This window comes from Kitasatospora kazusensis, assembly GCF_039529945.1.
GTDB lineage: Bacteria > Actinomycetota > Actinomycetes > Streptomycetales > Streptomycetaceae > Kitasatospora > Kitasatospora kazusensis.
The window spans coordinates 42,844-64,575 of the sequence record NZ_BAAANT010000013.1 but is presented as its reverse complement, the minus strand read 5'-3'; the positions used below and the strand labels follow the sequence as shown (position 1 = coordinate 64,575).

The following is a 21,732-nucleotide window of genomic DNA, read 5'->3' as shown; positions in this document are numbered from 1 at the left end:
GCCGGGGGCGGGTGGGGGGTGTGGAACGCTGTGCACGCTCACGGCGGTTGATGCCGTCGCGGGCCGGACAGTCACATCTTCAGGGGGAACATCTCTTGTCCATCCGCCGCCGCGCCGGACTCGCCACCGTCGCCGCCGCCGTACTGGCGGGCATCGGCATGCCGATACCCGCCTTCGCGGACGCCGGCACCACACTCTTCGTCGACAACACGCCCGGGAAGTGCTCGGACGCCGGGCAGGGCGCCGCCGCCCTGCCCTTCTGCACCGTGCAGGCCGCCGCGAACCTCGTCCAGGCCGGCCAGACCGTCCAGGTCACGGCCGGCCCGGCCACCTACCCGGAGCAGGTCACCGTCAAGAACTCCGGCACGCCGGGGCACCCCATCACGTTCACGGGCGACAGCACGCTCCCCGAGAACATGCCGCAGGTCGGCATCGACTACTGGCAGAGCAAGACGAAGACGGGCCACGCCTTCGTGCTGTCCGGTGTGCACGACGTCACCGTGCGGAACTTCATCTTCGACACCCCGCAGGAGGCGGTGCTCGTCACCGACTCCGACCGGATCACGGTCGACCACAACTCCTCCTACAACGGGACGTTCACCAACTCGCCGGCCGTCCGGCTGAGCGGCCGGACGACCGACTCGGTGGTGAGCCGCAACAGCATCGGCGACTCCGGCACCGCCGGCATCGCGGTCGACCAGGGCGTCACCGGTACGGTCGTCACCACCAACGCCCTCAGCGGGAACCAGGGCGCCGGCATCGTCGTCACCGACGCGCCCGGCACGGTCGTGACCAGCAACACCCTCCAGGGCAACAACAGCCTGGGCATCTCGCTGGCGGGCAACTCCAGCGGTGCGACGGTCGAGAACAACATCATCACCGGGTCGGACTTCGGCGTGAAGGACCCGGCCCACGCCGTGGAGCTCTCCGTCTCGGCCGCCTCCGTCAGCGGCACCAAGGTCGACTACAACGTGGTCCGCCCGACCGGCTCCGGCACCGGCTACGCCTGGGGCCCGGCCGGCTACCCGACCCCGGCGGCCTTCCACACGGCCACCGGCCAGGGCGCGCACGACATCAACGACGACCCGAAGCTGCAGGTCACCCAGGTGGCGAACACCTTGGTCGTCCCGTCGGGGGACTCGCCCGCGACGGACTCCGCCGACGCCTCCGCGCCCGGCGAGCTGGCCACCGACCTGATGGGCAACCCCCGGGCCGACGACCTCAACCGGCCCGACACCGGCAACGGCTTCTACGACCGTGGCGCGATCGAGCTGCAGCCGTTCAAGACCTTCCAGGTCCAGGCGGACAACACCTACGGACCGCACCCCATGCAGGTGACGGCCAAGGTCGTGTCGACCCGGAACTGGCCGGACACCACGACGTACAGCTTCGACTTCGGCGACGGCACCGACCCCGTCCCCAGCAGCACGCCGCAGGCGGCCCACGCGTACACGGCCAAGGGCCAGTACGTGATCACCGTGACGGCGACGGATGCCACGGACAAGTCGGTGACGAAGGTGGCGACGCCGTACCAGATCACCGTCACCGACCCGGGCCCGGTCGTGCCGAAGCTGGAGATCACCTCGGCCAAGGACAACGGCAACGGGCCGCTGAGCTACCAGTTCGAGCTGAACAAGTCGACGGCCCCCTACCGGCTCAAGAGCTTCCAGGTCGACTACGGCGACGGGACGCCCGTCTCGGCCAACGCGCTCAGCTACCACAACTACGCCAAGCCCGGCGGGTACACCGTCACCGCCACCGTCACGGACGAGTCCGGCGCCAAGGCCACCGTCACCAGCACCGTGAACGCCCTCTACGCGCCGATGGGCTACACGGCGGTCACCCCGTACCGGGTGCTCGACACCCGGTCCCCGAAGGCCCCCAACACCGGCACCCGGCTCGGCCAGGGCCAGTCGATGGAGGTCAACCCGTACCTCGCGTTCCCGGCCGGCATGCCGCACCCGGACGCGGTCGTCGTGAACGTCACCGCCGTGGGCGGCGACAAGGACAGCTACCTCACGGTGTACCCGAGCGGCCCGAAGGTCCCGGCCACCTCGAACGTCAACTTCAAGGCCGGCCAGAACATCTCGAACCTGGTGACCGTCCCGCTCGGTGACTGGGAGCGGCTGTCGGTCTTCAACCGCTTCGGCAACGTCGACGTCGTGATGGACGTGGTCGGCTTCTACCAGAGCAGCCCGGGCAACGGGTTCGACGCGACCGCACCGAGCCGCCTGCTGGACACCCGGACCACCAAGAACACGCTCGGCCCGGACAGCAGCATCAGCATCCAGGTCGCGGGCGTGAACGGCGTCCCGGGCTACGCGACGGCCGCCGTTCTCAACCTGACCGCCACCGGCTCCGACACCGGCGGGTTCCTCACCGCCTACCCCAGCGGCACCCCCCGGCCGGGCACCAGCAACGTGAACTTCGGCGCCCGGCAGACCGTGCCGAACCAGGTCATCGTGCCGATCGGCGCGGACGGCAAGGTCACCCTCTACAACCACACCGGCCACACCGACGTCATCGCCGACGTGTTCGGCTCCTACAGCCCGAACGCCGACAGCTTCTTCACCCCGGTCGCCCCGACCCGCCTGGTCGACACCCGGACCGCCAAGAGCACGCTCGGCCCGGACGGCAAGCTCGTCGTCCCGACCGGCGCGCCTGCCGGCACCAGCGCCGCCGTCCTGAACGTCACCAGCACCGGGTCGACCACCGGCGGGTACCTCACCGTCTGGGCCGACGGCACCACCAAGCCCGGCACGTCGAACCTCAACTTCACGGCCGGACAGACCGTCCCGAACCACGTCACCACCCCGGTCGCCGAGAACGGCGGCATCGACATCTACAACCACACCGGCAACACCGACGTCGTCGCCGACCTCTTCGGCTACTTCACCGTGCCCTACCTCCCGTAGTCGGCAGCACACGGCACCACGCCAGGCAGGGCCTCCCGGTCGTACCGGGAGGCCCTGCCTCGTCCTCCGGGGGCCCGGCCGGCGGGGTCAGGCCGCCTCGGCCCGGTCCGCGTTGGCGATGATCGCGTCGCGGAACCACTGGGCCAGGCCCGGTGCCAGCTTCTCGTAGTTCGCCGCGAAGCGCGGGTCCGCGACGTACATCTCGCCGAGGCCCCGGTGGATGGCGAAGTGGCAGTCGTAGAAGTGCTCCGTGATGTGCTGCCGGTGCACCTCCGCCAGGTCCGTCGCCTCGGTGCTGTCGGCGGCCGCGCCCGTGCCGAAGACCTGCACCAGACGGGAGTTGATCTCGTGCATCTCGGCCGTGATCCGCTCCCAGTCCGCCTTGGTGTACCCGCCGGTGCGGCTCTGGGACTGCTTCCAGGCCTCGGTGCCGCCCCAGCGGTCCTGCGCCTCGGCCTCCCAGTCCTCGTCGTACTCCGCTCCGAAGACCTCGAACTTCTCCTCGGGGGTGAGCTGAATTCCCATCTTCTGTGCCTCCATCGCTCGTTCGACGGCCGTTGCCAACTCCTGGAGGTGCTCGATGCGTTCACCGATCAGCTGGTGCTGCCGGCGCAGGTGCGCGCTCGGGCTGACCGAGTGATCGTCCAGGATGGCCGCGATCTCTTCGAGGGGGAATCCCAGCTCGCGGTAGAACAGGATCTGCTGCAACCTGTCCAGATCCGCGTCCTGGTACCGGCGGTAGCCCGCCGGAGTACGCCCGCCGGGCGACAGCAGCCCGATCCCGTCGTAATGGTGCAGGGTCCGCACGGTCACCTTCGCGATCGCGGCGACCTGCCCCACCGAGTAACTGCTCACCGGGTCTCTCCCTCCTTGTCGTTGCCAACCCTGCTGCCTCCCGTTGCGTCAGGGTCAAGCGCGGTTCCGCACCCGTACGAGTCTCCGAACCGAGCACCCCTCGGGGGCCGCTTGCTTGGGTACACCAACCAATTGTCCGCGACGGGCCGGGTTGGGAGCATGGCGGCATGATGAGCGCACCCCTGTCCCGACGCCTGGCCGCCGAAGGCGTCGGCACCGCCGTGCTGGCCGCCGTCCTGGTCGGCTCCGGCATCCAGGCCAGCGGCCTGAGCCCGGACGGCGGGGTGCAGCTGCTGGCCAACGTGCTCGCCTCCGTCCTGGCCCTGGCCGTCCTGATCGCCCTGCTCGCGCCGGTCTCCGGCGGCCACTTCAACCCGCTGGTCTCCGCCGCCGCCTGGTGGACCGACCGCCGGGCCGGCACCGGCCTCACCCCCCGCGAGCTGGGCGCGTACGTGCTGGCGCAGCTGGGCGGCGCGATCGTCGGCGTCGGGCTGGCCAACGTCATGTTCGAGCACCCGTTCGTGGAACTCTCCGGCCACCAGCGCGCCTCCGGGCACCTCTGGCTGGCCGAGGGCCTCGCCACCGGCGTACTGATCCTGCTGGTCTTCGGCCTGCTGCGGAGCGGCCGGGGCCGGTACGCACCGGTGGCGGTGGCCGCCTGGATCGGGGCGGCCTGCTGGGGCACGTCCTCCGGCAGCTTCGCCAACCCCGCGCTGACCTTCGGCCGCGCGCTGAGCGACACCTACACGGGCATCGCCCCCGGCTCCGTCCCGGCCTTCGTGCTGGCCCAGACGGCCGGCGCGGCCCTCGGACTGTCCCTGGTCGCCCTGCTCTTCGGCCGGCGCGGCCCGCAGCCCGCCCCCCAGCACGCCCCGGACGACGCCCGCGAGCTGCTCGCGCCCTGATCTCGCGCCCACGCCCTTGCCCGAACTCCCCTACTGCTACTGCCGATCCGGCCGGTGGCAGCGCCGGGCTCGGTCATTCGGATCATGCGCCCATCGTCGCCGAACCCCCGGCGCGCGGCAGTCGGCGCGCTGGGGGCGTACGAGGGGCTGGGACCGTATCGGGCAGGTCCCGTCCCGGAGTTCGGCGTGCGGGCGGACCTGCCCTGCCCGACAGGCGACCGTCAGTGGGTGACCGTCAGTGGGCCGGCGCGGCGCCGGCCGTCCGGGTCACGATCGGCCACTCGTGCCGGTAGATCTCGAACGGAAGGTCCTTCTCGAAGAGCGGGGTGCCGAGGATGGCGATCCGCGCCATCACGGCGCCGTTCACGTCGAGCCCGCCGTAGAGGCCCGCCGTGCCGTCGACGGTCGGCGCGGCACCGCTGGTGTCGATGCTGACCTTCCCGTCCACCGCCGCGCGCAGGTACGGCTCGACGGTCGCCTTCACGCCCAGGGTGTCGTAGAGCGCGACCGATCCGTCCGCCACCAGGGCGGTGCGGACGTCCGCCTTGCCGGCGAACCTGGCCCGGACCGGCGAGACCGTGGTGGTGACGGGCTCGGTGGCGCTCGTCCAGCCGCCCGCCTTGGTGTAGTCGGCGTGGATCGCCCAGTTGCCGTCCACGGTCTGCGCCGCGTCGACGGTGACGGTGCCGTCGGCGCTGATCTCGGCGTAGACGGCGAGGTTGAGGGAGACCACGACGGGCAGCTGACCGACCATCACCACCGGGCTGGCGGCGAGGGTCGCGATCGGTATCCTGACCGGCCCACCGGCGGCGGTGAGACCGGCGGTGACGTGCCAGTCGGCGTGCGCGCCGAGGTCGAAGCCGACCTTCGCCTTCTGGAGACCGAGAAGTCCGCCCTGGTAGGAGAAGTCGACGGCCGGGTCGAGTCGGAGCGCGCCGGAGAACTTGGCCGAGGACCCGTCCGGCAGCGGGATGCTGTTGTTCGCGTCCAGCTCCAGCGCGGCGGAGGCGGAGCCGCTGCCGCCGTCGGGCTTCGGAACGTACGAGACCTTGAGGTCCTTGACCTGCGGGGTGACCTTGATGCTGCGCGGGTCGAGGGCGGTCCGGACGTCGGCCCAGGTCCGGCCGAGCAGCTCCGAGATGGTGGCCGGCCGGGTGCTGACCTCCACCTTCCCATGGTCGGCCGGCTGGACGCCGGTGATCGCGAGCAGCGCGCCGTGCGGCGCGGCGGCCGACGGCGGGCTGTCGATCAGCTCGCCGGGGTGAACGGCCGGCGTGGCGGGGGCAGGGGCGGCGGCAGGGGCCGAGGCCGTCGCCGTGGGCCGCGCGGTGGGGGTGGCGGTGGGACGGGCGGTGGGGGCGGTGGCGGTGACCGCGAGAACAGCCTTGCCGGTCTGCTTGTCGTACGAGGCGAGCGCGAGGTTCGGGTTACCGGCCACCACGGGCCGGGCAGACGGCGCCGAGGCGGACGGCTCGGCCGTCGGGCTCTTGGCGGACGCGGACGCCGGGCTTCCGGTACCCGTGGTCCGGGCGTCGGCGCCCGTGGCCGGGGTGGCATCGGCCGGGACGACCAGCGTGACCGCCTGGGCCGCCGCGGGGTCCGCCGTGGGGTCCGAGGTGGGGTCCGAGGTGGGGTCCTGCGTGCCGGTCAGGGCCGCAGCGGCCGGGGCGGCCGCGTTGGCGGGGTCGGCCGGCGGGGCTGCGGGGGTGGTCGGGTTGCAACTGCACAGTGTGAGCAGGGCAGTGGCAACGAGTGCGGGCAGAGCGAGGGTGCGCACGGGCATGCGGAGGGGTCACCTTCAGCGTGTGGGTCGGGAAGGCGGAACAGGATCGCCTTGCCTTGGCATGTTACTGACAACCTGTCAGCACTATGCAAGTCGCGACACCGGCCGGAAGCGGCGAGACCGGGAGTGGCGGGGGTCGGCCCGAGCCGAGCGGCTCCGGCCCGCCCCTAAAACTAGAGCCAGTAGTTTTATGTGGCCGACCGTACACTGGCCCGCAGCTGCCGTTCGACCCCGGGTGCCGGGAAACCCGCACGGCGGCCGACAGGGCGCGAGGAGAGCGGATGGGCAGGCCGTCGCGGCAGCTGGTGACCCGGGAGGGCATCATGCGGGCTGCGCTCGCGCTGGTCGACGAGGAGGGGTCGGCGGCACTGTCGACCACCCGGATCGCGGCCCGACTCGGCGTCAAGGGCCCGTCCCTGTACAACCACGTCTCAGGGCGCGGCGAGATCATCGACGGGATCTGCGATCTCATCGTCGCCGAGATGCGGCTCGACCCGGACATCCGCCCGTGGACGGCCGCGCTGGACCGCTGGGCCCGCTCCTACCGGGCCGCGCTGGCGGCCCACCCGAACATGGTGCCGCTGCTGGCCGGCCGGCCGACCCGGGCCGTCTCGGCGCTCCAGGCCTACGCCGACGCGTTCGCCGTGCTGCGGGCGTCCGGCTGGCCGGAGGAGCACGTGCTCCCGGTCGTGCAGTCCGTCGAGTACTTCCTGATCGGCTCGGCCCTCCACCTGGAGAAGCCGCGCCCACCCGCGCCGCCGGCCGAGGAGCTGCCGGCCGGGCTGGAACCCCTCCTGCACGCCCCGCCCGACTTCCGCGAACTCGCCTTCGAGGCAGGCCTCTCCGCCCTGATCCGAGGCTTCCGGACGACGCTGGACGGCATCCGGCCGTGAGGGCGGGCCCGGCGCTCCCCCACCCGGCCGCGCCCCCGGCACGCGCGGCAGTCGGCGCGCCGGGGGCGTACGGACGGCTCAGAGGACGTCGGCCAGGTCCCGCAGCAGCCGCGCCTTGGCCCGCGCTCCGACCAGGGTCTTCACCGGCTCCCCCGCGCGGAACACCATCAGGGTGGGCATCGACAGGACGGCGTACTCGGCCTGGGTCTGCGGGTTGCTGTCCACGTCCAGCTTGACGATCTTGAGGCGCCCGGCCTCGTCGCCCGCGAGGTCCTCCAGCACCGGCGCGATCATCCGGCACGGCGCGCACCAGGAGGCCGTGAAGTCCACCAGCACCGGCAGCTCCGACGCCAGCACCTCCGCCGCGAAGGTCGCGTCGGTGACCTCGGCCACGAGGCTTTCCGCTGTCTCCACCATGGTTCGCACTCCTGTCAGATGACGATCGGTCAGTTGTTGGTCAGTTGTCGGTCACTCGGCCACTCAGCCGGACTGTCACTCAGCCGGACTGCCACTCAGCTGGTCGGCCGCCCGGCCCGGTCCGGGCGAGAGCTCGCAGCGCGGTTCGGCCTCCCCGGCCTCCAGCTCGGCCCGCGCGAGCTGTGCGCCGACCTGCTCGCGGACGGCCTGGAGTCCGGCGATGCAGGCGTCCAGTTCGGCGAGCTTGGCGCGGTACACCTCCAGCGAGGCCGGGCAGGAGTCGCCCGCCGGGTGCCCGGCCCGCAGGCACTCCACGAACGGCCGGGTCTGCTCCAGCTCGAACCCGAAGTCCTGCAGCAGCCGGATCTGCCGCAGCAGCCGTACGTCGTCCTCGCCGTACGCCCGGTACCCGTTGCCGGTACGCCGCGCGGACAGCAGCCCGCGCGACTCGTAGTACCGGAGGGTGCGCGTGGTGGTGCCGGTCCGCTCTGCCAGTTCGCCGATCCGCATGAGGACGACGGTAGACCTTGACCCTGACGTCAAGGCCAGCGGTCAGGGTCCGTCCCATTCATTCACGTCGGATCAGGCCTGGTCGTGCGGACCCTGGGACCGGCCGGCCCGTCCCTGCCCGCAGGCGGCGGCCCGCCCGAGCAGCAGGGCGCGCTCGCGCCCGTTGCGGGTCAGGTCCGCCGCGCGTTCGAACTCCTGCCGGGCCTCGTCGAGGCGCCCGAGCTTGGCGAGCAGGTCGCCGCGCACGGTGGGCAGCAGGTGGTAGCCCTTGAGCGAGGGCTCGCCGGCCAGCCGGTCGACGAGTTCCAGTCCGGCCTCCGGGCCGTACGCCATCGCCAGTGCGACGCCCCGGTTCAGCTCCACCACCGGCGACGGCAGCAGCCCGGCCAGCTCCTGGTAGAGCGTCGCGATCAGCCGCCAGTCGGTCTCCTGCGGGGTGCGGGCCCGCGCGTGGCAGGCGGCGATGGCGGCCTGCAGGGCGTACGGGCCGAGCCCGCTGCCGCGTGCCGCCGCGAGCTGCTCGGACCTGTCCAGCGCCGCCAGGCCCCGGCGGATCAGGACGTGGTCCCAGCGCCCCCGGTCCTGCTCCAGCAGCAGGACCGGCTCGCCGTCCGGCCCGGTCCGGGCAGCCGAGCGGGAGGCCTGGATCTCCATCAGTGCGACCAGGCCGTGCACCTCCGGCTCGTCCGGGGCGAGTCCGGCGAGGATCCGGCCGAGCCGCAGTGCCTCCTCGCAGAGCGCGGGCCGCATCCAGTCGTCACCGGCGGTCGCCGCGTACCCCTCGTTGAAGATCAGGTAGACCACCTCCAGCACCGAGGAGAGCCGGGCCGCCAGCTCCTCCCCGCGCGGGACCTCGAACGGGACGTGCGCCTCGGCCAGGGTCCGCTTGGCCCGGGTGATCCGCTGGGCGACGGTCGACTCCGGGACGAGGTAGGCGCGGGCGATCTCCTTGGTGGTCAGCCCGCCGAGCAGCCGCAGCGTGAGCGCGACCCTCGCCTCGGTGGCGAGCACCGGGTGGCAGGCCGTGAAGACCAGGCGCAGCAGGTCGTCCTCGATCCGGTCGGCGGTGTCCTCCAGCACCGCGTCGAAGGCCGCGTCACTCTCGGACACGGCCCCCGCCTGCTCGTTCTCCAGCTCGTGGCCCAGTTCGGTGATCTTCTGCTCCAGCCGCTGCCGGCGCCGGATCAGGTCGATCGCGCGGCGCTTCGCGGTGGTCATCAGCCAGGCGCCCGGGTTGCGTGGGACACCGGTCTGCGGCCACTGCTCCAGCGCGGCGACCAGCGCGTCCTGGGCCAGCTCCTCGGCCAGGCCCAGATCCCGGACCAGCCGGGTGAGGCCGGCGATCAGCCGGGCGGACTCGATCCGCCAGACCGCCTCGATCGCGCGGTGGGTTTCCAGCTGGTCATCGGGAGGGGTCACGGCAGCCCATCAGATCAGCTTCCGCGCCGCGTGCACCAGCGGCGCGCCCGCCGGCTCCGTCGTTCACCGGCCCCGGTCGGGCGCCGCCGCCGGGCGGCCCCGCTCAGCGGGGGTCGGCCGCCTCCAGGCCCTCGCGGACGGTCTGCTCGCGGGCGGCCGCGTCCGGGGTGAGGACCTCGGCGGGGAAGTCGGACGGGTCGAAGACCTGCCGGATCTCGACCTCCTCGCCCGCGTCGAACGGGATCCGCTTGGCCCACTCGACGGCCTCCTCCTTCGACTTCACCTGGATCAGCCAGTACCCGGCGAGCAGCTCCTTGGTCTCGGCGAACGGGCCGTCCGTCACCGTGCGCTTCCCGCCGTCGAACCTGACCCGCGCGCCCTTCGAACTCGCCTGCAGGCCGTCCAGCCCGAGCAGCACCCCCGCCTTGGCCAGCTCCTCGTTGTACGCGCCCATCGTGCTGAACTGCTCCGCCGTGGGGAGGACGCCCGCCTCGGAGTCCTCGGTCGCCTTGACCAGCATCATGAATCGCATCTCCGTGTCTCCCTGGGTCACCCGCTGCCGCCGGTCCTTCCGGCCGCTCCACCTCTGCGTCGAACGGGGGCGACGGCTCTCGACACCTGCGGCGGGGATTTCTCCCGCCGGTTCCGGAGGTGGCGCGGCGCGGGGCCGCACACCGTCGGTGTGCGGCCCCGCGCCGGGGAGAACGGCTGGTCAGCGGACCGGCAGCACCCGGGTGTGCTCCTGGCGGACGGCCTGCAGGGACTGCGGGTTCAGGCCGAGCAGGCTGAGGATGGTCGGGGCGATCTGCTTGGTCTCGACCGGCGCCGAGTCCCGCACGCCGCCCGGGGTCGAGGCGCCGGAGACGACCAGCGGGACGTCCAGGTCGTCGGCGTGGGCGCCGCCGTGCTCGGCGACCTTCTTGGTGCCGCCGGTGTAGACGACGCCGTACTGGGCGATGCCGAAGACGTCCGGGACGCGGGCGTCGCCGGGCTTGACGCCGAAGTAGTCGGCCGCCGCCTCGCCCGCGTAGACCTTGGTCAGGCCGCCGTGGGTGAACGCCTTGGGCTTGGCGTCGATGTCGGTGCCGGTGCCGTGCTGCGCCAGCAGGTAGTTCTTGGCGAAGTCGGTGGCGGCCGAGGAGCGGTCGTTCAGCCAGAGCAGCACGCCGTCGTCGTCCACGGCGTGCGCGACCAGGTCGCCGGCCTGCGGGTGCAGCTTCTTCCAGGCGGCGTTCAGGCCGTCCAGCAGCGGGCCGTCGTCAATCCGGGTCAGCGAGGCCGGGTCGGCCGGCGACTGGCCGTGCTTGGCGGACAGGATGACCGTGGTGCTGCCGTCCAGGTGCTGCTTGTGGATCTCGGCGGTCAGCGCGCCGATCTGCCGGTCGACGAAGTCCAGGTTCTTCGCCAGCAGCGGGCCGGGGACGTTCTTCGCCGCGTAGCCGCCCTTGAGGCCGTCCGAGCCGGCCAGCTTCTGGGCGGTGGAGACGGACTGGAGGTTCAGGCCGAAGATCGCCGGGGTGCCGACCTTGTGCGCGCGGCTGTGGTCGTAGCCGTCGATCTCGTTCAGGACGGCCTGCACCTTGTAGCCGTCGTACTGCTCGGTGGCCTTGTTGTCCGTGGTCCAGTCGCCGCCGGCCGGGTAGCCCGGGGCGTCACTGTTGATCTCGGGCGCGAACAGGTCCTGGATGCCGGTGCCCGACGGGCCGTTCAGGATGTCGTAGGCGGCGTGCTTGTCCGACCAGGCGGTGCGCAGACCCGCGTCCCGGGCCACCTCGAACATGGTGTTCACCTGGAGGTACGAGTGCGGGTAGACCGGGCGGCAGGTCTTCGGGTCGACCGGGAGCTTGCTCGGGTCGAGCAGGCTCGCCGCGTTGCCGGTCAGCGAGAGGATGCTGTTCGGCAGGCCCTGGAGGCCCTGGCCGGCGTCGATGGACGCCTTGTTCCGGTCCAGGTCCTCGGTGAGGTCGACCTCGACGCCGGGCTTCACGCCCGCGCAGTGGGTGGTGCCCGCCGGGAGCAGCGCGGCGTTGTAGGTGTCGTCGTAGTAGACGCCGGTGGTGCCGGGGCCGCCGCCGGTCGCCTGGGCGACCATGCCGGGGAAGGAGTCCGAGGGCGTGGTGGTCCGGGCGCCGGTGTACTCCACGCCGCCGCCGACCAGGCGGGCCAGCGCCGAGTGCGGGTGCTGGGCGACGTACCAGGCCAGGTCCGACTGGTGCAGCCCGTCCACCGATACCAGCAGTACGTGCTTGGCGGCGGCGCGGTGCAGCGCGTCGACGGGGCCGGTGGCGGCGTAGGACTGGGCGATGGTCGCTCCGGCCAGGACTCCGGTGGCGCTGAGGACGGCGGCGAGTCGAACTGCTCTGCGGGTCACGAATGCTCCTCGGTACTCATGCGGTGCGCGGCAAGGCCTCGGCTCATGAGTAGTGGCGCTCCGTGACCCCGCCACGGCGGGCACATGAACGGACGGGGAAGGCCCTGGGCTGTTTCCGGCCAAGTGTCCGGAGTCCCGGCGGGCGGACGCTCGGGCTCCGCCAAGCGGACGAAGCGGCCCGGAAATAGGATGATCCGGAATTGGACCCTCCGGGAGGGGGATCCAACCCAAGGCCACCCGGAGGGTCGATGACCCGACGCCGTCCGATCCGACCCGCGAGCGCCGACGACCTGCTGACCGAACTCGGGCGGCTCACCGCCCAGGCGCTGGAGCGGGCCGAGCTGCAGCAGGCCCGGGTCGAACTGGCCGAGGCCCTGCAGCGCGGGCTGCTCCCCGCCGCACTGCCCGAACTGCCGGGGCTGCGGACCGCCGCCCGCTACGCCCCCGCCCGGCACGGCCTGAACATCGGCGGCGACTGGTACGACGGCTTCTGGCTGCCCGACGGCGCACTCGGGTTCTCGATCGGCGACGTCCAGGGCCACGACGTGGAGGCGGCGGCCTTCATGGGCCAGGTCAGGGTGGGGCTGCGCGCGGTGGCGGCGGCCGCCGCCGACCCGGGCGAGGTGCTGAGCCGGGCCAACGAGCTGCTGCTGTCGATGGACACCCGGCTCTTCGCGACCTGCAGCTTCCTCCGCTTCGACCCGGAGACCTGGGAGCTGACCGACGCCCGGGCCGGACACGTCCCCGCCGTCTGGGCCACCGACGACGGCCGCTTCGGCATCGCCCAGGACGAGGGCGGCCTGCCGCTCGGCGTCCTGCCCGGCGAGGGGTACCCCGTCACCCGGCGGCGGCTGACGGCGGCCGGGGCGTTCGTCCTGGTCACGGACGGTGTGGTGGAAGGGCCGTCGTTCCCGATCGAGGCCGGGCTGGAGCAGGTGACCCGGGTGGTCCGGGCCGGGGTCGGCGCGGACCCGGGCGAACTGGCGGCGGAGGTCATCAAGGTCGCGGACCTCACCGGCCACACGGACGACGCGGCGGTGCTGGTACTGCGCCACGACGCGGCGCCCCCCGACGGCGGCTGAGCCCGTGGAGCCGTCGGCGCGCACCGGCGGCGGTCAGCGTGTCACGGCGGGTCCCGGGGGCGGAAGGCTGTCTGATGGCTGGTGTGGCGCTGAACGAGGAACTCCGGCGGGTCGGGGCTGCGGGTCTGCGGATCCTCGCGGTGGCCGCCGCCTACTTCGTGGCCGGCCGGCTCGGCCTGCTGCAACAGGTGGTGATCGCGGGGGCGAAGGTCACGCCGCTCTGGCCGCCCACCGGCATCGCCGTGACCTGCCTGCTCCTGTTCGGCCTGCGGATCTGGCCGGGGATCGCGCTCGGTGCCTTCCTGGTGATCGTCTCGATCGGGCCGGCCGACCCGGGCTCCGTCGGGATCGTCGCCGGGAACACCCTGGCGCCGGTCTGCGCCTGCCTGATGCTCCGGCGGGTCGGCTTCCGGATCGAGCTGGACCGGCTGCGGGACGGGCTGGCGCTGGTCTTCCTGGCCGCCCTCACCGGGATGCTGATCAGCGCGACCGTCGGCACCTCCACCCTGGTGCTCTCCGGCTCACTGCCGCTGAGCGGCTACTGGTCGACCTGGTCGGCCTGGTGGACGGGCGACGCGATGGGCGTCCTGGTGGTCGCGCCGCTGCTGCTGGTCCTGCGGACGGCCCGGCTGCCCCGGGACACCGGCCCGTACGAGTGGGCCGAGGCGGTGCTGCTGCTGGCCGGCACCACTGTCGTCACGCTGGTGGTCAGCCGCAGCTCCCTCGACCTGCTCTTCCTGGTCTTCCCGCTGCTCATCTGGGCCGCCCTGCGGTTCGAGCTGGTCGGCGCCACGCCGTGCGTCCTGCTGGTCTCCGTGCTGACGATCACGGCGGCGACCGACCACGCCGGGCCGTTCGCGCACCACAGCCTGCTCGCGACCATGGTCACCCTGCAGGCCCTGAACGGCTCGGCGGCGCTGACCACCCTGCTGCTCGCGGCCGTCGTCGCCGAACGGGAGAGCACCTACCGCAAGATCGAGCACGCCTGCCTCGACCTCGCCGAGGTGGTGGCCCGCCTCGCCCCGGGCGAACCGGGCCCCGGCTGGCCGCCCACCGACGAGCCGATCTGACGTGACGGCTGTGGCGCCGGTACCGCTGTGCGGTGGGACAGCACGGCCGGGCGTCAGGGCTTGCTGAAGTAGCCGGAGACGTCCACCACCGCCTGGGTGCGGCCGGTGTGGTTGTACAGGGTGACTCCGCCGCCCGTACCGACGCCGCTGGTGACGAGGTTCGGGACGGTCTCCCCGGCCGCGAAGTTGACGCTGGAGGTGGCCGGACGGGTACCTCCGGTGGGGTAGGCGGTGAGGAAGCCACCCTGGTCGGGCGCGGTGGCGGTGACGCTCAGCACCGCGCCGGTCGCGTCGGCCGGCACCCCGGCCCGGCCGGTGACCTGCACTCCGAGAGTCGAGTCCGGCCCGAGCGGGGTGCTGCCGATCCGGGTGTCGAGCAGCCGGCTGGGCCCCACGGGGGTGAAGCGGTCTCCGCTACGACCGTAGTAGTAACCGGTGAGGTCGGCGACGATATCGGTGTGGCCCGTCGCGTTGCTCAGGCAGATCTCGCCCTGGGCGTCCTCGATCACGCTCTGGTTGGCGACCGTCCGGCCTGGAGCCACGTTGAGGATCGAGCTGTTCCAGTTCCCGTCGAAGGTCAGGAAACCAGGCTGGTCGGCCCCGGTCGCGGTGATGTTCAGGACGGCGTAGGCACTGTCCCTGGGGACCGAGTCGGGCAGCGTGAAACAGGCGCCCCCCTTGGGGCCGACCTTGCCGGCCGGGGACCCGGTCCCGGTCCGGGTGTCGAGTACCCGGGTCGGGGTGACGGCCGTGAAACCGGCCGACTCGCTCGGGGCGTAGGCACCGACCAGGTCGGCCACCAGGTCGACCGAGCCCGAGCGGTTGTAGATCTTGATCTTGCCGTCGCTGCCGACCGGGACGGTGACCAGATGCGCGACCGTCTGCCCGGCCGTGAAGTTGCTGTTCGAGGTGGTCGGACGCGCCTGACCGGACGGGTAGGCGGTCAGGAAGCCCGCCGAGCTCGGGTTCACGGCGGTCAGGTTGAGCACCACGGCGGTCGTGTCCGTGCCGACCGCACCGGCAACGCTCAGCGTGAGCTCGCTGTCGGGCCCGAGCCGCTGTGCCGGGCCGCCGGTCCCGTTCCGGGTGTCGAGGATGCGCTTCGACTTCCAGTCGAACCCGCCCGGCTGGTAGGCCGCATCGACGGCCTGGGAGGTGCTGCTCGTCCCGCCGGCCGAGTCCTTGACGGTCAGTGTGACGGTGTAGCTGCCGGGCCGCGCGTAGGTGTGGTCGCAGAGAGAGCCGCCGGGGCCGGCACACTGCACCGGAGCGCTGCCGTCCCCGAAGTCCACCATGCGCGAGACGATCGGCCACGGCCCGGCCGAGAGGCCGGCATCCGCCTCGAAGGTGAACGGCGCGGAGGCGGACCAGCCGCTCCTGCCCGGGCTGACGGACAGAACGGCCTGCGGCGGCCCCGGATCACCGACGGACACCGGATTCACGGTGCCCGTCGTCAGCAGTCCTCCGGCACTGTCGGTGACCGTGACCAACGGCTCGTACACCCCGCGAGCGGTGTAGGTGTGGTCGGCCTTCGGAACGGCGGAGACGACCGGGGCCGTGCCGTCACCGAAGTCGAAGGAGTACGCGAGCGTGGCGCCGGGCCAGGTCTCCTTGGCGGTTGCTGACACGGAGACCTTGAACGGGTACGCGCCCTGAGCCCGGTCCACGGTCAGCGCAGCCGTGGTGATGCCCTGGTTCTCGACCGCGCCCCGGTCCCGGTGACCGGACCCGGTACCGGTGTCGGGCTGGCCCGGGTAGTCCACGGCGGGGACGTAGTTGAGGTCGCTGTCGAGTTCGCCCGGCGCGGCAGCGTCGGCGGAGTCGAGGGCGGGTGACCCCTTGTCCGGGGACCCGCCCGGGCCGGTCAGCGCCGGATCGGCCGAACTGTCGTGCTGCCCCTGGCCGGTGGCCTTGGCGAGCTCGACCGGTCCTGGGTACGGCGTCCCGGCCCAGCTGTAGGCGGTGCCGTCGGCCGCCGCCCGGACGACGTTGTAGTCGGCCTTGGTGCCGGTGGCCGAACCGGCCGAGACCAGCAGGCCCGCAGCGCCGGGGGTCGGCCCGCCCTTGCCCGAGCACCCGGTCGTCGCAGGGGCCAGGATGTTGTTCTCGACCGTCGAACCGGTGGAAGCACCTGCGAGGGAGATCCCCGTCCCGCAGTTGTGGCTGATCGTGTTGCTGGTGACGACCGTCCCGGGAGCGTCCGTCGCCATCACCCCGGCGTCGTTGGTGCTGCCCAGGTCGTTGGTGGTGACGGTGTTGTCGTGCGTGCCCGGGTCCAACGTCACCCCGGTACCGCGCCCCCCGATGTCGCTCCGGCTGACCACGGTGTCCGAGGTGCCGCCGGTGAGCCGGACCCACGGGGTGTGCGAGAACCAGTCGGAACCCGTCAGAGAGACCTGGTCGAAGTCGTGGTCGATGGTGATCCGGGCCGACCCGCTGACCAGGATGCCTTCCGCGACCGACATGGTCGCGAGGTCCTGGATCACCACGTCGTGCGCGCCGGAGACGGTGATGGCGGGCGCGCTGACGTCTCCGCCGATCAATGGCCGCCCCATGTGCGCCCCGGGCAGCGAGCCGGTGAAGACGATGGGCCGGTCCGGCGTGCCGGACCGGGTGATCTCCACGTGCTCCTGGTAGACGGCATCGCCGATCTGCACCGTCTGCCCGGGCCCGACCACGGCGGCGGCCGCCGAGACCGTGCAGTAGGGCCGCTCGTACGTGCCGGTCCCGCTGTCCGAGCACGCCCGGTTCATCCGGTCGACATAAAGCGTGGCGGCTCCGGCGGCGGCCGCCGCCGGGAGGGCGGGCAGGCCCGCACCGAGAGTGACGGCAGCGGCCACAGCCGACAGGCCGACGCGTTGACGGATGGGCACTCTTCCCCCGGAAGGCAGCTGACTCGGGCAGTCCGAGACGGCATCAGTGTGCCGTACGAACTTTCGCGTAGCGGCGGCGGGGAGGCCGAATCCCGGGACACGTCGAACACCTGCGCGGAAGAATGTGAACGCCCGCCCGTGAAGATCCACTCGCGCGGCGGGGCGCCACGTCTACAGGGGGTATCACCGTGCGCCTGCGACACCTCGCCGGCCTAGTCACCGCTGTCACCGTCACGCTCGGCACCGGCCTCTCCGGGCCGTTCGCCTCGGCGTCGGCCGGCGGCGACACGCTCTACGTCAATCCGACCGTCCCGTGCAGCGACAGCGGGGGCGGTTCCGCCCAGCCGTACTGCACCATCCAGGCCGCCGTGTACGACGCCAAGCCCGGCCAGACCGTGCAGGTCGCGCCGAAGCCGGGCGGCTACGACGAGGCGGTGACCGTGAGGAACTCCGGCACGCCCGGCAGCCCGATCACCATCACCACCGGCAACTGGAACAACCAGTCCTCCGCGCAGGCCGCGCTGGTCCGGCCGTATCCCGCGGGCCCCGCCTTCACGCTGCAGGGCGTGCACGACGTGGTGATCCGCAACTTCCAGATCGGCCCGGCCGTGTCGGCGGCCGTGGTGACCGCCTCGTCCTCGGTCACCGTCGACCACCTCGCGCAGACCTACCAGCCGGGGCAGTACGCGCGCGCCTCGATCCAGGTCCTCGGCCCCTCGCAGGCCGTCACGGTCTCCCGGAACGTCATCGGCGGCACCGGCCTGCCGCTGCTGCTGGACGAGGGCGGGAACACGGTCGGGAGCCCGACCGGCACGATCGTCACCGCCAACGACTTCACCGGCGGCAACAGCACGATCTGGGCGCAGAACGCCAGTTACACCGACATCGTCAACAACACGCTGACCCAGCCCTGCGGCACCCTGGTCGTACTGACCGGCCAGTCGGACGGCTCGCAGGTCTACAACAACATCCTGGACGCGACCGGCGGCGGCTGCGGCAACGGCCCCTACCCGCTGCTCAGCCTGGACACCGGCTCGGCGTTCAACAGCCGGGTGGGCTCCAACATCATGAACTCGGTCAGCGGCGGCGTCCCGTACAGCTGGGCGGGCACGATCTACAACACGCCGGCCGACCTGATCGCCGCCACCGGCGCGGTGTACTCCGGCCCGTACGGCCCGCCGCCCGGCACCGGCGACCTGGTCGCCGACCCGCAGCTGGGCCAGGACGGCTACGCCGACCGCGGGCTGCTGCCGGCCTCGCCCGCGATCGACTCGGCCAAGGGCGACGTCTTCGGCGCGCTGCCGACCGACCTCGACGGCAACCCGATCGTCGACGACACGCAGGTCCCGGACACCGGCACCGGCCACCGTGACCGGGGCGCCTACGAGTTGCAGAGCCTGACCCCGGCGACGGTGCGGCTCGACAACAACTCCGGCCCGTACCCGCTGACGGTCACCGCCACCGCGAGTTCGCAGCAGCACTGGCCGACCCAGGTGAGCTACTCCTTCGACTTCGGCGACGGCACCGCGCCGGTGGTCTCCAACTCGCCGAGCGCGCAGCACAGTTACCTGAAGGCCGGCAGCTTCACGGTCGCCCTGACGCAGACCGACGCCGCCGGGACGGCCACCACCTACCAGGCCGGCCAGCCGGTGACAGTCGCCGCGCCGGGCAAGCCCACCGTGGCCTTCACCGCCGCGCCCTGCACCGTGCAGACCCGCAGCTGCCTGCGCCCGCTGGTGTACACCGTCGACACCACCGGCACCACCGGACCGTGGCCGATCACCGGCTACAGCGTGGACTACGGCGACGGCAGCCCGGTCGCCGCCAACACCCTGCCGCACGCCTACCAGGCTCCCGGCGACTACCAGGTCACCGTGACGGCCACCGACAAGGCCGGCCAGACCGCCTCGCTCACCAAGACCGTCAAGGTCGGTTACCGGCCCAGCAGTTACACCGCGTACACCCCCGTCCGGGTGGCCGACACCCGCTCCGGCAGCGCCCCGGCGAAGCTCGCCCCCGGCGGAAGGCTCACCCTGAACGTCGGCGACACCGGCATCCCGGCGGGCTGGGCGGCCAGTGCCGTCGTGCTCAACGTCACCGCCGTCCTGCCGTCCGGCGGCGGCTACCTGACGGTCGCCCCCGGCGGCACCGACCAGCCGAAGAGCTCCAACATCAACTACACCGCGGGCTCGATCGTCTCCAACCTGGTGACCGTCCCGGTCGGCACCGACGGCACCGTCACCGTCTGGAACGGCAAGTCCGGCTCCCCGGTCGACGTGGTGGTGGACGCCCTCGGCGAGTACAACCCCGACCACGGCAGCCAGTACGCGCCGGTCGCCCCGGTGCGGCTGATGGACACCCGGTACGGCGTCGGCGTCCCCGCCAAGGGCCCGATCAGCTCCGACTGCACCACCACGCTCCAGATCCGGGGCGCGGGCGGGGTGCCGGCCCAGGCGGCGTACGCGGTGCTCAACCTGACCGTCACCGACCCGCAGTACGCGGGCTTCCTGACCGTCGGCCACACCAAGGCCACCTCCAACCTCAACTTCGGCGCCGGGCAGACCGTCGCCAACCAGGTCATCGCCCCGATCGACCAGGACGGCACGGTGACCATCTGCAACACCGGCGGCCTGGTCGACGTGATCGCGGACGTCTTCGGCTACTACTCGGCCGACGGCGGCAGCCTGTTCACGGCGGTACCGCCCAAGCGCCTGACCGACACCCGCTACGACGGCACCGGCACCCTGGACGCCGGCGCCTCGCACACCGTCGCCTCGGGCGCCCCGGCCGGCGCCACCGGCGCCGTCCTGAACGTCACCGCCGTCACCCCGACCACCGGTGGCTTCCTGACCGTCTGGGCGGACGGCACCACCCGTCCCGCCACCAGTAGCGTCAACTTCACCCCCGGCCAGGTCGTACCGAACCACGTCATCACGCCGCTGGGCGCCGACGGCAGTTTCGACGTCTACAACCGGGCCGGCCGCACCGACGTGATCGCCGACCTGTTCGGCTACTTCGCGAAGCCGTAGTCGCCGCAGCCGCACGCCGCCGCGCGACAACACGCGGCGCTGCACGGCAGCACGCAACACGGCACCCACCGGCCGTCCGGGATCCCCCGGGCGGCCGGTGTCGTGCCGGGGCGGAGGTCCGAACGTCCCGATTCTGTGACAGCCGCCGAAAGCGTGAGACCTCCCGCTCGGCCCGTCGCGTGTGACCGGATGAGCCGATCTTCGCCATGGTCGCCGCCAGACGCCCGGCTCGTCAGCAGACAGAAGATGACCCGAGCAGGGGGACGTGCAATGCAGTCGATTCGAGTGGGGTCGGCCAACGAGCGGTCGAACGGCGTCGCCTCGCGGTGGAAGCCGAGGCGTGCGGGCCGCCGGCCGCTGGCCGCGCTGGCGCTGGGCGGCGCGCTCCTGCTCGCCACGGCCTGCGGCAGCGCCGGGGTGCACCCGGGCGGCGCCGCCGTGAGCGCGGGCGCGGGCGGCAACGCGGGTGCGGGCGGGGCGGGTGCCACGTCCGTAACGGCGAAGCCGTCGGCCGCCGTACTCGACGTGGAACCGAAGAACGGCGCCCAGGACGTGCCGCCGAGCGGCGCGCTGAAGGTCTCCGTGACCAGCGGCAAGCTGACCCAGGTGGCGGTGACCGGCCCGGACGGGCAGGCGGTCGCCGGGGCGGTCGCGGCCGACGGCCTGAGCTGGGTGCCGACGGCCGGGCTCGCCGTCGGGACGGCGTACAAGGTGAGCGCGCAGGCCGTCGACGCCGCAGGTGTCCGGACCACCGCGACCAACACCTTCAGCACGCTCACCCCGTCGAAGACGACGCGCACCGACGACAACGTGACGACGAACGAGACCTACGGCGTCGGCATGATCATCCGGGTCGACTTCCAGAAGGCGGTCAAGAACAAGGCGGCCGTGGAGAAGGCCATCACGGTGCAGGCCTCGGACAACACCGTGGTCAAGGGCCACTGGTTCGACGGCGACACCCGGCTGGACCTGCGGCCGGAGTCCTACTGGAAGCCCGGCACCAAGGTGGCCGTGCACTTCCGCACCAAGAGCGTGGAGTTCGCCCCCGGCGTCTACGGCAACTCCGACCGCGACGAGTCGTTCACCATCGGCCGCTCCAAGATCACCACAGTGGACGCCCAGGCCCACCGGATGACCGTCGCGAAGGACGGTGCCGCGCCGCAGACCATCGCGATCACGGCCGGCAGCGACGACAACCCCTCGTACAACGGCACCATGGTGGTGTTCCAGAAGACCCGGATGGAACACATGGACTCGGCCACCACGACCATCAAGGGCGCGGCCTACTCGGTCGACGAGCCGCACGCCATGAAGATCACCGACTCCGGCACCTACGTGCACGGCAACCCCAAGGCCGGCGCCGTCGCCGGCCGGCAGAACATCAGCCACGGCTGCGTCGGCCTCCCCGACACCGAGGACGGCGACGACAACTCCGTGGCGGGCCGGTTCTACGCCGACTCGATCCTCGGCGACGTGGTGATCGTCAAGAACTCCATCGGCAAGGACGTCCAGCCCGACAACGGCCTGGGCGGCTGGAACATGCCCTGGTCCGCCTGGTAGAGCCACCCGCCCCACCCCGGCACCCGCACCCGCACCCGCACCCACCCGCA

The 21,732-nt window shown here is 72.4% G+C and carries 15 protein-coding genes; 7 read left to right on the top strand and 8 right to left on the bottom strand.

Translation table 11 applies throughout. From position 1 onward, the window contains the following. The first annotated feature begins 95 nt into the window (after window positions 1-95). Complete coding sequence (locus tag ABD330_RS13945; RefSeq protein ID WP_344464620.1) at window positions 96-2,915, top strand: PKD domain-containing protein; 2,820 nt, start codon at window positions 96-98, stop codon at window positions 2,913-2,915. Between the two features lie 87 nt (window positions 2,916-3,002). Here ABD330_RS13945 and ABD330_RS13940 read toward each other — a convergent pair whose 3' ends face one another. Then, on the bottom strand, window positions 3,003-3,770 hold the full coding sequence (locus tag ABD330_RS13940; RefSeq protein WP_344464618.1) for a MerR family transcriptional regulator: 768 nt from the start codon (window positions 3,768-3,770) through the stop codon (window positions 3,003-3,005). A gap of 167 nt (window positions 3,771-3,937) precedes the next feature. Here ABD330_RS13940 and ABD330_RS13935 point away from each other — a divergent pair, with 167 nt between their 5' ends. Beyond that, window positions 3,938-4,675 (top strand): aquaporin, encoded by a 738-nt coding sequence (locus ABD330_RS13935; protein WP_425555524.1) that lies wholly within the window; start codon window positions 3,938-3,940, stop codon window positions 4,673-4,675. Window positions 4,676-4,910: 235 nt separating this feature from the next. Here ABD330_RS13935 and ABD330_RS13930 read toward each other — a convergent pair whose 3' ends face one another. Further along, the gene (locus tag ABD330_RS13930) at window positions 4,911-6,458 is read right to left on the bottom strand and encodes a hypothetical protein (protein WP_344464616.1); all 1,548 of its coding nucleotides are present in this window, start codon (window positions 6,456-6,458) and stop codon (window positions 4,911-4,913) included. 281 nt (window positions 6,459-6,739) lie between these two features. Between ABD330_RS13930 and ABD330_RS13925 the strand changes: the two genes are divergently transcribed. Further along, window positions 6,740-7,351 carry a TetR/AcrR family transcriptional regulator C-terminal domain-containing protein gene (locus tag ABD330_RS13925; protein ID WP_344464614.1) on the top strand — a complete coding sequence of 204 codons (612 nt, stop codon included), beginning with the start codon at window positions 6,740-6,742 and terminating at the stop codon, window positions 7,349-7,351. A 78-nt stretch (window positions 7,352-7,429) separates the two neighbouring features. On the opposite strand, the gene trxA is transcribed toward ABD330_RS13925, so the two are convergent. The 5 genes from trxA to ABD330_RS13900 form a co-directional block, all read right to left on the bottom strand. Next, window positions 7,430-7,768, bottom strand: a complete 339-nt coding sequence (trxA, locus tag ABD330_RS13920) for a thioredoxin (RefSeq protein WP_344464612.1) — start codon at window positions 7,766-7,768, stop codon at window positions 7,430-7,432. Between the two features lie 75 nt (window positions 7,769-7,843). Next, window positions 7,844-8,278: a MerR family transcriptional regulator gene (locus tag ABD330_RS13915; protein WP_344464610.1), complete on the bottom strand. Its 435-nt coding sequence runs from the start codon at window positions 8,276-8,278 to the stop codon at window positions 7,844-7,846. A gap of 72 nt (window positions 8,279-8,350) precedes the next feature. Continuing rightward, the gene (locus ABD330_RS13910; RefSeq protein WP_344464608.1) at window positions 8,351-9,697 is read right to left on the bottom strand and encodes an RNA polymerase sigma factor; all 1,347 of its coding nucleotides are present in this window, start codon (window positions 9,695-9,697) and stop codon (window positions 8,351-8,353) included. A gap of 103 nt (window positions 9,698-9,800) precedes the next feature. Next, window positions 9,801-10,229, bottom strand: coding sequence for a YciI family protein (locus ABD330_RS13905; protein ID WP_344464606.1), 429 nt, complete (start codon window positions 10,227-10,229; stop codon window positions 9,801-9,803). A gap of 180 nt (window positions 10,230-10,409) precedes the next feature. Beyond that, complete coding sequence (locus tag ABD330_RS13900; protein WP_344464604.1) at window positions 10,410-12,068, bottom strand: alkaline phosphatase family protein; 1,659 nt, start codon at window positions 12,066-12,068, stop codon at window positions 10,410-10,412. Window positions 12,069-12,316: 248 nt separating this feature from the next. Between ABD330_RS13900 and ABD330_RS13895 the strand changes: the two genes are divergently transcribed. Beyond that, window positions 12,317-13,150: a PP2C family protein-serine/threonine phosphatase gene (locus ABD330_RS13895; protein ID WP_344464602.1), complete on the top strand. Its 834-nt coding sequence runs from the start codon at window positions 12,317-12,319 to the stop codon at window positions 13,148-13,150. Window positions 13,151-13,224: 74 nt separating this feature from the next. Beyond that, window positions 13,225-14,220, top strand: a complete 996-nt coding sequence (locus tag ABD330_RS13890; protein WP_344464599.1) for an MASE1 domain-containing protein — start codon at window positions 13,225-13,227, stop codon at window positions 14,218-14,220. Between the two features lie 53 nt (window positions 14,221-14,273). Here ABD330_RS13890 and ABD330_RS13885 read toward each other — a convergent pair whose 3' ends face one another. Then, a complete protein-coding gene (locus ABD330_RS13885) occupies window positions 14,274-17,060 on the bottom strand; it encodes a PKD domain-containing protein (protein WP_344464597.1) in 2,787 nt (928 codons plus the stop codon). Between the two features lie 221 nt (window positions 17,061-17,281). On the opposite strand from ABD330_RS13885, the gene ABD330_RS13880 reads away from it, so the two are divergent. Together ABD330_RS13880 and ABD330_RS13875 are read left to right on the top strand one after the other, a co-directional pair. After that, a complete protein-coding gene (locus ABD330_RS13880; RefSeq protein ID WP_344464595.1) occupies window positions 17,282-20,122 on the top strand; it encodes a PKD domain-containing protein in 2,841 nt (946 codons plus the stop codon). 270 nt (window positions 20,123-20,392) lie between these two features. Beyond that, complete coding sequence (locus tag ABD330_RS13875) at window positions 20,393-21,682, top strand: L,D-transpeptidase (RefSeq protein ID WP_344464593.1); 1,290 nt, start codon at window positions 20,393-20,395, stop codon at window positions 21,680-21,682. Window positions 21,683-21,732 lie beyond the last annotated feature (50 nt).

Excerpts from the sequence above, each read along its gene's own strand:
- ABD330_RS13935 (WP_425555524.1), top strand. The coding sequence starts at position 3,938 with ATGATGAGCGCACCCCTGTCCCGACGCCTGGCCGCCGAAGGCGTCGGC.
- ABD330_RS13930 (WP_344464616.1), bottom strand. The coding sequence starts at position 6,458 with ATGCCCGTGCGCACCCTCGCTCTGCCCGCACTCGTTGCCACTGCCCTG.
- ABD330_RS13925 (WP_344464614.1), top strand. The coding sequence starts at position 6,740 with ATGGGCAGGCCGTCGCGGCAGCTGGTGACCCGGGAGGGCATCATGCGG.
- trxA (WP_344464612.1), bottom strand. The coding sequence starts at position 7,768 with ATGGTGGAGACAGCGGAAAGCCTCGTGGCCGAGGTCACCGACGCGACC.
- ABD330_RS13915 (WP_344464610.1), bottom strand. The coding sequence starts at position 8,278 with ATGCGGATCGGCGAACTGGCAGAGCGGACCGGCACCACCACGCGCACC.
- ABD330_RS13905 (WP_344464606.1), bottom strand. The coding sequence starts at position 10,229 with ATGCGATTCATGATGCTGGTCAAGGCGACCGAGGACTCCGAGGCGGGC.
- ABD330_RS13895 (WP_344464602.1), top strand. The coding sequence starts at position 12,317 with ATGACCCGACGCCGTCCGATCCGACCCGCGAGCGCCGACGACCTGCTG.
- ABD330_RS13890 (WP_344464599.1), top strand. The coding sequence starts at position 13,225 with ATGGCTGGTGTGGCGCTGAACGAGGAACTCCGGCGGGTCGGGGCTGCG.
- ABD330_RS13875 (WP_344464593.1), top strand. The coding sequence starts at position 20,393 with ATGCAGTCGATTCGAGTGGGGTCGGCCAACGAGCGGTCGAACGGCGTC.